Source organism: Candidatus Zixiibacteriota bacterium (assembly GCA_035574315.1).
Lineage (GTDB): Bacteria > Desulfobacterota > Binatia > UBA9968 > UBA9968 > DATLYW01.
The window spans coordinates 35524-48050 of the sequence record DATLYW010000021.1; the positions used below are offsets into that span (position 1 = coordinate 35524).

The 12527-nt window shown below is 62.4% G+C and carries 12 protein-coding genes and 5 tRNA genes; 15 read left to right on the forward strand and 2 right to left on the reverse strand.

What is annotated here, in order from left to right:
* Positions 1-6 precede the first annotated feature (6 nt).
* Both lptG and lptF read right to left on the reverse strand, forming a co-directional pair.
* Positions 7-1116 (reverse strand): LPS export ABC transporter permease LptG, encoded by a 1110-nt coding sequence (lptG, locus tag VNN77_06375; GenBank protein HXG51014.1) that lies wholly within the window; start codon positions 1114-1116, stop codon positions 7-9.
* 2 nt (positions 1117-1118) lie between these two features.
* Positions 1119-2312, reverse strand: a complete 1194-nt coding sequence (gene lptF / locus VNN77_06380) for an LPS export ABC transporter permease LptF (protein ID HXG51015.1) — start codon at positions 2310-2312, stop codon at positions 1119-1121.
* 70 nt (positions 2313-2382) lie between these two features.
* Here lptF and rlmB point away from each other — a divergent pair, with 70 nt between their 5' ends.
* The 15 genes from rlmB to rpoB all read left to right on the forward strand — a co-directional run bounded on the left by rlmB (position 2383) and on the right by rpoB (position 12523).
* The gene (gene rlmB, locus VNN77_06385; GenBank protein HXG51016.1) at positions 2383-3153 is read left to right on the forward strand and encodes a 23S rRNA (guanosine(2251)-2'-O)-methyltransferase RlmB; all 771 of its coding nucleotides are present in this window, start codon (positions 2383-2385) and stop codon (positions 3151-3153) included.
* Between the two features lie 248 nt (positions 3154-3401).
* Positions 3402-3476: transfer RNA gene (locus VNN77_06390), tRNA-Thr, on the forward strand.
* Positions 3477-3548: 72 nt separating this feature from the next.
* A tRNA-Tyr gene (locus VNN77_06395) sits at positions 3549-3633 on the forward strand.
* Between the two features lie 3 nt (positions 3634-3636).
* Positions 3637-3712 (forward strand) — tRNA-Gly (locus VNN77_06400).
* 86 nt (positions 3713-3798) lie between these two features.
* A tRNA-Thr gene (locus tag VNN77_06405) sits at positions 3799-3871 on the forward strand.
* Between the two features lie 81 nt (positions 3872-3952).
* On the forward strand, positions 3953-5143 hold the full coding sequence (gene tuf, locus VNN77_06410; GenBank protein HXG51017.1) for an elongation factor Tu: 1191 nt from the start codon (positions 3953-3955) through the stop codon (positions 5141-5143).
* Positions 5144-5164: 21 nt separating this feature from the next.
* Complete coding sequence (gene rpmG, locus VNN77_06415; protein HXG51018.1) at positions 5165-5317, forward strand: 50S ribosomal protein L33; 153 nt, start codon at positions 5165-5167, stop codon at positions 5315-5317.
* 11 nt (positions 5318-5328) lie between these two features.
* Positions 5329-5406: transfer RNA gene (locus VNN77_06420), tRNA-Trp, on the forward strand.
* A gap of 18 nt (positions 5407-5424) precedes the next feature.
* Positions 5425-5640 carry a preprotein translocase subunit SecE gene (secE, locus tag VNN77_06425; protein HXG51019.1) on the forward strand — a complete coding sequence of 72 codons (216 nt, stop codon included), beginning with the start codon at positions 5425-5427 and terminating at the stop codon, positions 5638-5640.
* Positions 5641-5660: 20 nt separating this feature from the next.
* Positions 5661-6191 carry a transcription termination/antitermination protein NusG gene (gene nusG, locus VNN77_06430; GenBank protein HXG51020.1) on the forward strand — a complete coding sequence of 177 codons (531 nt, stop codon included), beginning with the start codon at positions 5661-5663 and terminating at the stop codon, positions 6189-6191.
* A 15-nt stretch (positions 6192-6206) separates the two neighbouring features.
* On the forward strand, positions 6207-6632 hold the full coding sequence (gene rplK / locus VNN77_06435; GenBank protein HXG51021.1) for a 50S ribosomal protein L11: 426 nt from the start codon (positions 6207-6209) through the stop codon (positions 6630-6632).
* Positions 6633-6651: 19 nt separating this feature from the next.
* Positions 6652-7356, forward strand: coding sequence for a 50S ribosomal protein L1 (gene rplA, locus VNN77_06440; GenBank protein ID HXG51022.1), 705 nt, complete (start codon positions 6652-6654; stop codon positions 7354-7356).
* A gap of 40 nt (positions 7357-7396) precedes the next feature.
* Positions 7397-7942 carry a 50S ribosomal protein L10 gene (gene rplJ / locus VNN77_06445; protein ID HXG51023.1) on the forward strand — a complete coding sequence of 182 codons (546 nt, stop codon included), beginning with the start codon at positions 7397-7399 and terminating at the stop codon, positions 7940-7942.
* Between the two features lie 39 nt (positions 7943-7981).
* Entirely contained in the window at positions 7982-8359 is a 378-nt protein-coding gene (gene rplL, locus VNN77_06450) for a 50S ribosomal protein L7/L12 (GenBank protein HXG51024.1), read from the forward strand.
* Between the two features lie 60 nt (positions 8360-8419).
* Positions 8420-12523: a DNA-directed RNA polymerase subunit beta gene (rpoB, locus tag VNN77_06455; protein HXG51025.1), complete on the forward strand. Its 4104-nt coding sequence runs from the start codon at positions 8420-8422 to the stop codon at positions 12521-12523.
* Positions 12524-12527: the final 4 nt, after the last annotated feature.

Sequence of the window (12527 nt, forward strand, 5' to 3'; positions counted from 1 at the left end):
TTCTTTTCATTCCTCGGCGGTAAAGAAGAACAGTCCGATCATGGCGAAGATCAAGTTGGGAATCCAGGCCGCCGCCCACGGCGCCAGGGTCCCGCTATGCCCGAGCGAGAAGCAAAAAGCGGAAAGCACCCAGTAGCCGAAGGCGATCACCATGGCGGTGCCGAAGCTCAACGCCATCCCGGCGCCGATGCGGCGCTTGAGCGCGAACGGCGTCGCCAGCAGGACCATCAGCGGGGAGATGAAGGGGATCGCGAGCTTGACCTGGAGGTCCACCTCATAGACCGTGGCGTCGATTCCCTTGCTCTTCATTTCGGCGATGTGCTTTTGCAGATCGAAGAACGTGAACTCCTCCGCGTCGCGAGCGAGCAGCTTCAGGTCGTCCGGCGTTTCGGAAATCTGCGGGGCGGCAAGAATCTTTTCGCTCGACATCTTCCCGTCCGGCAGAAAGCTCCAGCGGACGCCCTCGCGCGTCTTCCACTGCCGCCCGTCCCATTCGGCCGCCGGTATCTCGATGAGGTTCTTGAGGCTGAAGTCGCGGTTGAGCGTGAAGACGGTGATCCCTTCGAGCGAGACGCGGCGGGTGTCGAACCGGTCGACGTTGATGAAGCTGTTTTCGCTCCGGATCCAGATGTCGCGCGTCCCGAAGAGGCTCTGGGGCAGCTTGTTCTTGATATGGGTCTTGTAAATCGTCTGCGCCCGGTGGGTGAAGACGGGAACCAGCGCCTCGTTCCAGAGAAACGTAACGCCGCAGATCACCAGGGAGAGCAGCAGGAGCGGCAGCGCGATCCTCTGGACCGTGAGCCCGCCGGCGCGCATCGCGGTGATTTCGTGGCTGCGCGCCAACGTGCCGAGGCAGAACAAGGTGGAAAAGAGCGTCGCGAAGCCGATGACCCGAGAGATCGACAGCGGTACCTTGTAGAGCAGGTAGCGGATGGCGGTCATCAGCGAAACGCCGGCGTCGATAAACGTCCCGGTCCGGTCGAAAAACTCAACGACCACGAACAGCGAGGTCACCACGGCGAGGCTGGCGAAGAAGATTGCGATGAAGCCGCGGGCGATGTAGCGGTCCAGAACGCTTCCCAGGGGCAGAAAACGGATGCGGTGGTTGGCGGCCATGCTCAGCTCCTCCCCGCCATCCGGGCGAGCCTGTAGACGACCGCCGACCATCCGTCCTCCACCCGGGCCGGCAGAAACAGCGGCGATTCCCGCAGGGCCTTGTAGAACAAATGAAGCGCGATCAGGCTCACGACGAAATTCGGAAACCACAGCGAGACGGCCGGGTGGACCAGGCCTTTTTCGCCGAAGGCCTTGCCCAGGGAAAGCAGCCCGTAATAGAGCAGAAGCCAGAACAGGGAAAGCGTAAAACCCCAAGAGCGGCTGGTACGCCAGCTCCGCGGCAGCAATGTCAGCGAGACCCCGAGCAAGGCGAAAATGAGGGGCACGAAGGCGAACGAGAACCGCTGGTGCAGCTCCATGCGCTCGGCGATCGCTTGCGAGCCGGCTTCTCGCTTCTCCCGAATGGCGCCGAGCAGCTCTCCGAGCGACATCTCCTTGGGTCCCGCATCCTTCTTCTGCACCGGCCCCACGAGCTCGTCCAGGTCAAGCTTGAAATCGTAAATGTTGAAGCGGGTCTGGCTGAAACCCGCGCGCTTCTTGTCGCGCTCGTAGATCGAGCCGTCGAACAGCTTCAGCCCGAAGGTGTTGCTGGACTCGTCGGTCGTGATCAGCGCGACCTTTCCGAGAATGACGGAATCCTTCAATTTGTCGCGCTTATCGACGATGAGAATTCCCTGCGCGGTGTTTCCCGGAGGGATCACTTCTTCGACGTAGATGAGGATATGGGGAAAGTCGTCGTTGAAGACTTTTTCCTTGAGGGCGGTTCCCACCCGGCTCTTGGCGATATTATAGAGTTCCTTCTTGAGGGCGGCGTTTGCGGTCGGGCGTGCCAGCGTGGTGAGCAGCAGGGTGATAACGGCGATGAGCAGCCCGAGCCAGGCCACCGGCCAGAAGATCTGTGCCGGGCTTACGCCCGAGGCCTTAAGGGCGAGGATCTCATGGTCGGCCGCCAGCCGGCCGAGCCCGACCAGGACCGACAGCAGAAAGGCCATGGGCACCGTGAGCTCGAGGAATGTGGGAAAGATATAGGCGAAGAGCGTGCCGATCTGCGTGAGCGAAACGCCGCGGTTCACGACCAGCTCGATGAGCTTCAAAACTCTGGCGACCAGCAGGATCGACGTGAATGCCAGCAGGCCGAAAAGGAAAACTGGCAGGATCTCGGAGATCAGATAACGCGCGAGCGTAGTCCTTTTCACGACTCCCCATGGTATCGGTTGTCCCGGCTTTTGTAAATTCAATCCGGCGAAATCGGAGAGGAGCGCCAGCGTGACGGTCGGGCGGGAAACTCTGATCTCGGGGGTGAACCCCGTTATGGAAAAGCTCAGGGCGGCGCCGGGGGATATCGTGGAGATCATCGTCGGCGAGGGTGTACGCCGGCCGGCATTGCGCGCGATCGTGGCACAAGCGCGAGATTCCGGGGTGACCGTGAGGACCCTGCCGCAGGGCGCGCTCGACGGCTTGGCCGGCGGACGGAGCCACCAAGGGGTGTTGGCCCGGGTGGCTGCTTATGTTTACGCGGAATTTCCAGAGCTTATCCGGGAGCTCGCGGCTTCCACCGGCCGGTGTTGGGTGCTGGTCCTCGACGGAATCACGGACCCACGGAATTTCGGCGCCCTCCTGCGCACCGCTGAGGCCGTGGGCATCCGGGACGTCGTGATCCCCAGGGACCGCTCGGTCGGGGTAACACCCGCCGTTGTGAAGGCGTCGGCAGGCGCGGTCAGCTACCTCAGGATCTGCCGGGTCACGAACCTGCGCCGTGCCCTGGCCGAATTGAAGGAGGCGGGTTTGTGGATCGTGGGGCTCGACCCGGCTGCTCCAGACAGCGCCTACGGGCGGAGTTACCCGGAAAGGCTCGGGATCGTGCTTGGGAGCGAGGGCAAAGGCATCAGGCCGCTCGTCAGCCGGGAATGCGATTTTCGGGTTTCGCTCCCTATGCGAGGCAAACTGCAGTCGCTCAACGTCAGCGTCGCGGGCGGGGTCTTTCTGTACGAGCTGCTGCGCCAGGCGGAGGTTGACAAGGCCGGGGGTACGGGATAATAGGTGCTTCGGTGGGAGAGGTGGAGCACGGTTTGACGAGGCTCGCCTGTTGACATAACCGTTCCGAGGTGCTTTAAATAATCGTTTACTACAGGGGAGTGTCCCCCTGCCGTCTTTTGCCGTGTAGGCATAGGATTCACTAAAAACTTACGAGCTGTTGATCAAATCTTAAGGTCATTCCCATCACGACCCCGGGGGTGGACGAACGAGTCTCTTTTCGTCGGGCGGCTGGGTCCTTGGCAGGTTGGGCTGGCGTAGCTCAACGGCAGAGCAGCTGATTTGTAATCAGCAGGTTGTAGGTTCAAGTCCTATCGCCAGCTCCAAGCGAGACCCGCGGTCGGGGATCAAGAGGCAAGGCGGCCGGGTATCCGTGAAGGGGTCGTAAACAGGGCAAGGGAGAGGTTCCCGAGTGGCCAAAGGGAGCAGACTGTAAATCTGCCGGCTATGCCTTCGAAGGTTCGAATCCTTCCCTCTCCACCATTTGCGGGAATAGCTCAGTTGGTAGAGCGCGAGCCTTCCAAGCTCGGGGTCGCGGGTTCGAGTCCCGTTTCCCGCTCCAAACGTGTTTGGACGATGGCGGGCAGCGAACGGTTGGCGGCCGCCGGCGGCCGGGGCCGGCTATCCGCTGCAAGCCATCGGGACTGTGCCCAGGTAGCTCAGTCGGTAGAGCACGTCCTTGGTAAGGACGAGGTCGGCGGTTCAATCCCGCTCCTGGGCTTTGCGTAATCGACATTTTGCGACGAATCCGGGCGCCGGAAGCCGAAGCACGGGCTGTCGAACAAATTAGGAGGAAGCGACGATGAGCAAGCAGAAATTTGAGCGCAAGAAGCCGCACCTGAACATCGGCACGATCGGTCACGTCGACCACGGCAAGACCACTTTGACGGCGGCCATCACCAAGGTGCTGGAGAAGCAGGGCAAGGCCAAGTTCCTGCCGTACGACCAGATCGACAAGGCGCCCGAAGAGCGGGAACGCGGCGTCACGATCAATATCGCGCACGTGGAATACGAGACCGACCGCCGCCACTACGCGCACGTCGACTGCCCCGGGCACGCGGACTATGTCAAGAACATGATCACCGGCGCGGCGCAAATGGACGGCGCCATTCTGGTCGTCTCTGCGGCGGACGGCCCGATGCCGCAGACCCGCGAGCACATCCTCCTGGCCCGGCAGGTCGGCGTCCCCGCGATCGTCGTCTTCCTCAACAAAGCGGACATGGTCGACGACAAGGAGCTCCTGGACCTCGTCGAGCTGGAGGTCCGCGAGCTGCTCTCGAAGTACAAATTTCCGGGCGACGAGGTTCCGGTCGTGGTCGGGAGCGCGCTGAAGGCCCTGGAGGGTGATACCTCCGAGATGGGAGAAGGAGCGATCCTCAAGCTTATGGAGGCGGTGGACACGTACATCAAGGAACCGGTGCGCGACATCGACAAGCCGTTCCTGATGCCCGTCGAGGACGTCTTCACGATCAGCGGTCGCGGCACGGTAGTCACGGGCCGGGTCGAGCGCGGCATCATCCGGGTCGGCGACGAAATCGAGATCGTCGGCTTCCGTGAAACCCAGAAGACGGTCGCCACCGGCATCGAGATGTTCCGCAAGCTGCTCGACGAGGGCCAGGCCGGCGACAACATCGGAGTGCTCCTGCGCGGCACGAAGCGTGAAGATGTCGAGCGAGGTCAGGTGCTGGCCAAGCCCGGCAGCGTTACGCCGCATACAAGGTTCAACGCCGAGGCCTACGTGCTGACCAAGGAGGAGGGAGGGCGGCACACGCCGTTCTTCAACGGCTACCGGCCGCAGTTCTATTTCCGGACCACCGATGTGACCGGCGTCGTCAAGCTGCCGGAAGGCACCGAGATGGTCATGCCGGGGGACAACGTCAATGTGGAGATCCAGCTCATCACTCCCGTGGCGATGGAAGAGGGTCTGAAGTTCGCGATCCGCGAGGGTGGGCGGACGGTCGGTGCGGGCGTCGTCACCAAGATTCTCGAATAGCTCGGGAAGGGGGTTGCGACCATGCGCGAGCTGATTGGCTTCGCCTGCGATCAGTGCAAGCGGAAGAATTATACGACGACCAAGAACAGAAAACGAACCACGGAAAAGCTGGCTTTAAAGAAATTCTGTCCTTTTTGCCGGGCCCATACCCTGCACCGCGAGGTCAAGGTTTAGGAAAGGCGTCGGGGTCAGTAGCTCCAATTGGCTAGAGCACCGGACTCCAAATCCGGTTGTTGCAGGTTCGAATCCTGCCTGACCCGCCATTTGTTCATTGGAGCCTCATGGGGGATTGGATTCAAAGGGTCCAGGATGGCGTTCGGCGTACGCTCGAGTTTTTCGAAGAGTCCTGGCAGGAGCTCAAGAAGGTTCACTGGCCTTCGCGCAAGGAAACCTATGCGGCGACCGCCGTGGTCATCATTGTCGTGGTGCTGGTGTCGATCTATCTGGCGATCATCGACTTCGGCCTGACCAAGGCAATCCAGTCCCTGATCGATTGAACCTCGCGGGGGACTTCCCTATGGCGAAGCAATGGTACATCGTCCACACCTTCTCCGGCTACGAGCAGAAAGCGAAGGCGGCTCTCGAAGAACGGATCAAGGCTTTGGGCAAGCAGGATTATTTCGGCGAGATCCTGGTCCCGGTGGAAAAGGTGGTGGAGCTGGTCAAGGGAAAGAAAAAAACTTCTTCCCGGAAATTTTTCCCGGGGTACATCCTCGTACAGATGGAGCTGAACGACGAGACCTGGCACGTGGTCAAGGAGACGCCCAAGGTGACTGGCTTCGTCGGCGGGAGCACGAATCCGCCGCCGGTGAGCGACGAGGAGGTCCGGGCGATCACCCAGCAGATGGAGGAAGGAGCGATCAAGCCGAAGCCGAGAGTGCTCTTTTCGGTCGGAGAGAACGTGAAGGTGATCGACGGGCCGTTCGCGGACTTCAACGGGGTGGTCGAGGAAGTGCGGCCCGATAAGGGAAAGCTGCGGGTGTTGATCAGCATTTTCGGCCGGGCGACGCCGGTGGAGCTGGAATTCGTGCAGGTGGAGCGCAATTAGAGTCAGGGGACGGAAATGGCCAAGAAGGTAATCGGGGAAATCAAGCTGCAGATTCCGGCGGGCCAAGCCAACCCCAGCCCTCCCGTGGGGCCGGCGCTGGGCCAGCGCGGCGTCAACATCATGGAGTTTTGCAAGGCCTTCAACGCAGCGACGCAGTCGCAGCAGGGCATGATCATTCCGGTAATCGTCACGGTCTACGCCGATCGCTCTTTCACGTTCGTCACTAAGACGCCGCCCGCCTCGGTGCTCTTGAAGAAGGCCGCCGGTGTCGAGAAGGGCTCCGCCGAGCCGGGAAAGAAAACGGTCGGCAGGGTCACGCGAGCTCAAATCCGGCAGATCGCGGAACTCAAGATGAAGGACCTGACCGCAAAGGACCTTGCCGCGGCCGAGCGATCGGTCGAGGGGACCGCGCGGAGCCTGGGCCTGGAAATCGAGGGGTAGGGGGAACTAGGGAAACGCCATGAGCGGGAGCGGAAAAGGTTATCGGGCGGCCCTGGCGAAGGTCGATCGCACCCGGCGCTATGCGCTGGAAGAAGCATTGAAGCTGGTCAAGGAGATCGCACGGGCCAAATTCGACGAAACGGTGGAGATGGCGGTGCGCCTCGGCGTGGATCCCCGGCAGGCGGACCAAAACATTCGAGGCACCGTCAACCTGCCCCACGGGATGGGAAAACCGGTGCGGGTTCTGGCCTTCGCCAAAGGGGAGAAGGAAAAAGAAGCCCGGGAGGCGGGCGCCGATTTCGTTGGCAGCGACGATCTCATCAAGAAGATCAGCGAGGGGTGGCTCGACTTCGACAAGGCGGTCGCCACGCCGGACATGATGGGAGCGGTGGGCCGGATCGGGAAGATCTTGGGCCCGCGAGGGCTGATGCCGAATCCCAGGACCGGCACGGTCACGATGGAGATCGGCAAGGCGGTCCGGGAAATCAAGGCGGGCAAGCTGGAATTCCGCGTCGACAAGGCGGGCAACGTCCACGTGCCGATCGGCAAAGCGTCGTTTTCCGCCGAGCAGTTGATCGACAACGCAAAGGCAGTTCTGGCTTCGATCCTGAGGGCGAAGCCGGCGTCGGCCAAGGGAAACTACGTGCGCGGGGTGACGGTGGCAACCACGATGGGTCCGGGCGTCAAGATCGACCTTTCGCAGGTCCGCACGATGGCGGCGTGAGGGCGCCAGAGGTTTCTTGAGCGGGGGCAGGGAGACGAGCATGACGGAAGCGCAAACGGAGCGAGCCAGCCATCGCGCAAAGGCGGCAACGGTGGCGGCGGTGCATCGGAAGTTCAAGGCCGCGAAGATGGCGATCGCAACCGAGTACCGGGGGCTGACGGTGGCCCAGATGACGAGGTTGCGCCGCGAGATCCGCGAGGCTGCGGGCGAGTACCAGGTGATCAAGAACACGCTGGTGCGCCGGGCGCTCAAGCAAACCGATTTCGTCGCGCTGGAGGGTTTGCTTCAGGGGCCCAATGGTTGGGTGTTCGCCTATGAGGATCCCGTGGCGCTGTCCAAGGCTCTCGTCAAGTTCGCGGAGGCTCACGAGAAGCTCACGATCAAAGGGGCGATGTTCGAAGGCCAGGTGATGGACCCTGCCAAGGTGAAGCTCCTGGCTCAGATGCCGAGCAAGCCCGAGCTGCAGGCCAAGCTGCTGGCGCTTATCCAGGCGCCGGCGACGCGGCTCGTCCGGCTCCTTCAGGAGCCTGGAGCGCGGGTGGTGCGATTGCTGGAGAGCGTGCGCAAGAGCAGGACCGAATCCTAGACAAAGCAAGTGGAATAACACAAAGGGGGACCACATCTTATGGCCGAGGTATCGAGAGAGCAAGTCAAGGACTTCATCAAGAACATGACGCTGATGGACGCGGCCGCGCTCGTGAAAGAGCTGGAGGAAGAGCTGGGGGTGAGCGCGGCGGCCCCGGTTGCGGTGGCCGCCGCGGCCGGACCGGCGGCGGCGCCGGCAGAGGAGAAGACCGAGTTTAACGTGATTCTGACCGACGCCGGGGAGAAGAAAATCCAGGTGATCAAGGTCGTCCGCGAGCTCACGGGGCTCGGCCTCAAGGAGGCCAAGGACCTGGTGGACGGGGCGCCGAAACCGGTCAAGGAAGGGGTTTCCAAGGCCGAGGCCGAAACCATCAAGAAAAAGCTGGAGGAGCAGGGAGCCAAGGTCGAGATCAAGTAGGGGATGGCGCGGGCGGACGACGGGGTTTCGGTAACGGCGTTCAGCTGAAGAGGAGCGAGCATGGCATTTCAAGTGGCCAACAACCTACGTTTTCGGCGTAGTTTCGGACGAATCAAGAAGATTATCGATCTCCCTTATCTGATCGAAATCCAGAAAAACTCCTACGAGCTGTTCTTGCAGAAAGACGTTCCCCCCGCCCAGCGCCAGAACATCGGCCTGCAGGAGGTCTTCAAATCGGTCTTCCCGATCAAGGACTTCAACGAGACCGCGAGCCTGGAGTTCGTCAGCTACAGTCTGGGCGAACCGAAGTACGACGTCGAGGAATGCCATCAGCGGGGCATGACCTACGCGGCGCCGTTGAAGGTGACGGTGCAGTTGGTGCTCTGGGACGTCGATCCTCAAACCGGGTCGCGCAGCATCAAGAACGTGAAGGAGCAGGAGGTTTACTTCGGCGAGATCCCGCTGATGACCAAGAACGGCACGTTCATGGTGAACGGAACCGAGCGGGTGATCGTCAGCCAGCTGCATCGCTCGCCCGGAGTGTTTTTCGAGCACGACAAGGGCAAGACGCACGCCAGCGGCAAGCTGCTCTATTCCGCGCGGATCATTCCGTACCGGGGCTCCTGGGTGGATCTCGAATTCGATCCCCGGGACATCCTCTACGTGCGGATCGACCGGCGCCGCAAGTTCCACGCCACCGTGCTGCTGCGCGCGCTGGGGATGACCACGGAGGACCTGCTCAACTATTACTACAAAACCGATACGATCGTGTTCGACGGACGCCGGCCGGCGCTGGTCTTCAATCCCAACCACCTGGCGGGTGCGAAGATCGCTGCCGACATCCGGGACCCCAAGACCAACGAAATCATCGCCAGGGAGGGTAAGAAGTTCACCCGGCCGGTTCTGCGACAGATGGAGGCGGCGAAGATCCGGCAAGTGCCGATCGAATGGGAAGACATTCTCGGACGGGTGGCCGCGCACAACATCGTCGACCCGCAAACCAAAGAGGTTCTGGTCGAGTGCAACCAGTCGATCACGCAGGAAAAGCTCGATCTGATCCGCGAGCGGGGCATTCACCAGATCGAGGTGCTGTTCATCGAGGAATCGAGCGTCGGGCCCTACCTTCACAACACGCTGCTGCAGGACCGCATCCACTCCCCGCAGGAGGCGATTCTCGAAATCTACCGCCGGCTGCGGCCGGGCGATCCGCCGACCGTGGAATCCGCGACAAACTTCTTCCATAACCTGTTTTTCAATCCCGATCGTTACGATCTCTCGAAGGTGGGGCGGCTGAAGCTCAATCACCGGCTGAAGCTCAACGTGCCCCTCGAGCAGGGGACGTTGCGCAAGGAAGACATTCTCGAGGTCGTCCGCTACCTGATGGAGCTCAAGAACGGGAACGGGAGCGTGGACGACATCGACCACCTCGGGAACCGCAGGGTTCGCGCGGTGGGTGAGCTGGTGGAAAACCATTTCCGGGTCGGTCTGGTGCGCATGGAGCGGGCGATCAAGGAAAAGATGAGCCTGCAGGACATCGAGACCCTGATGCCGCAGGAGCTGATCAACTACAAGCCCGTCTCCGCCGCGCTCAAGGAGTTCTTCGGCTCGAGCCAGCTGTCGCAGTTCATGGACCAGACCAATCCGCTCTCCGAGATCACCCACAAGCGGCGGCTCTCGGCGCTGGGTCCGGGCGGACTGACCCGCGAGCGCGCCGGCTTCGAGGTGCGCGACGTCCACCCAACCCACTACGGCCGCGTCTGCCCCATCGAGACGCCGGAAGGACCGAACATCGGCTTGATCGCGTCGCTCACGACCTACGCGCGCGTCAACGAGTTCGGGTTTATCGAGACGCCCTACCGCGAAGTCGAGAACGGCCGCGTGACCGATCGTATCCGCTACCTCTCGGCGCTCGAAGAGGAAGACCACGTGATCGCGCAGGCGAACGCGCCGATCGACAGCCGCGGGGCCTTCACCGTCGACCTCGTTTCGGCGCGCAAGGGGGGCGAGTTCGTGATGGCGCGCCCGGAAGAGGTCGACTTCATGGACGTGTCGCCGAACCAGCTCGTAAGCGTCGCCGCGTCCCTGATCCCGTTCCTGGAAAACGACGACGCCAACCGCGCCCTCATGGGATCGAACATGCAGCGACAGGCGGTCCCGCTGCTCAGGGCCGAAGCGCCGCTGGTCGGCACCGGCATGGAAAAGACCGTTGCGCGCGACTCCGGCGTGACCGTGGTCGCCAGGCGCGACGGCGTGGTCGAGAGCGTCGATTCCACGCGCATCGTGGTCAAGGCGGACCGTCCGTCCGGTCCGCGCGACACGGGCGTGGACATCTACAACCTGGTCAAGTACCAGCGGTCGAACCAGAACACCTGCATCAACCAGCGGCCGATCGTGGTGGTGGGGGATCAGGTGAAGGCGGGCGACGTCATCGCGGACGGCCCTTCCACGGAGATGGGCGAGCTGGCGCTCGGACGCAACGTGCTGGTGGCGCTCATGCCGTGGGGCGGCTACAACTTCGAGGATTCCATCCTCATCAGCGAGCGTGTCGTCAAGGAGGATATCTACACCTCGATCCACATCGAGGAGTTCGAATGCGTTTCGCGTGACACCAAGCTCGGGCCCGAAGAGATCACCCGCGACATCCCCAACGTCGGCGACGAGGCGCTCACCGACCTCGACGACAGCGGCATCATCCGGATCGGCGCGGAAGTGAAGCCCGGGGACATTCTGGTCGGAAAGATCACTCCCAAGGGCGAAACCCAGCTTTCGCCGGAGGAAAAACTGCTGCGCGCCATCTTCGGTGAGAAGGCGGGCGAGGTGCGCGACACCTCGCTGCGCGTCCCGCCGGGCGTGGAGGGCACGGTCATCAACGTGCGGATCTTCTCGCGCAAGGGCCTGGCCAAGGACGAGCGCAGCAAAGCGATCGAGGAGGAGGAGATCGCGCGACTGCGCAAGGACCAGCACGACGAGATTCGCATCCTGCAGGAGGGAGCGCTGCGGCGCATGAAGAAGCTGCTGGTCGGCCGGCGGCTGGCGGTGCGCATCAGCGACGACAGCCGCAAGGTTCTCCTCAACAAGGGCAAGGAGATCACCGAGGAGGATCTCGACCAGCTGTCGATGGCCTACTGGGGCGACATTCGCGTGGACAACGACTCGGTGGAGGCCGAGCTGAGCCGGATCGTCGAGAGCACCGCGGCTCAGGTCAAGCTCATCAAGGACCAGTTCGAGAGCAAGATCGAGAAGCTCAAGGGCGGCGACGAGCTGCCGCCGGGCGTGATCAAGATGGTCAAGGTCTTCGTCGCGATCAAGCGCAAGCTGCAGGTCGGCGACAAGATGGCCGGTCGCCACGGCAACAAGGGGGTGATCTCGCGCATCCTGCCGGAGGAGGACATGCCCTATCTGGAGGACGGCACGCCGGTCGACGTAGTGCTCAACCCGCTCGGGGTGCCCTCCCGGATGAACGTCGGGCAGATCCTGGAAGCCCACCTCGGCTGGGCCGCCCGGAGCCTGGGGCATCAGATCGACGAGCTGTTGCGCCGCCACAACGCCGAGATGGATACCCTGCGCCGGCGGCTCAAGGAGTACCTCAATAACAAAGAAGCCTCCGAGCTGATCGACGGCGCCAAGGAGGCCGACATCCTCAAGCTCGCGGAGAAATACCGGGACGGCATCCGACTGGCGTCGCCGGTGTTCGACGGAGCGACGGAAGAGGAGATCTTCAACCTGCTGCGCAAGGCCGGGCTGCCGGCGACGGGGCAGGTCACACTCTACGACGGCCGTACCGGCGAGCCGTTCGACGGCAAGGTCACGGTGGGCGTCATGTACATCATGAAGCTGCACCATCTCGTCGACGACAAGATCCACGCCCGCTCGACCGGGCCGTATTCGCTCGTAACGCAGCAGCCGCTCGGCGGCAAGGCGCAGTTCGGCGGTCAGCGGCTGGGAGAGATGGAGGTGTGGGCGCTCGAGGCGTACGGGGCCGCCTACACTCTGCAGGAGATGCTGACGGTCAAGTCGGACGACGTCGTGGGCCGGACCCGGATGTACGAGGCGATCGTCAAAGGCGAAAACCTGCTTGAGCCCGGCTTGCCCGAGTCGTTCAACGTCATGGTCAAGGAGCTCCAGAGCCTTGGCCTGGACGTCGAGCTGATCGAGGAGAAATAGGGGA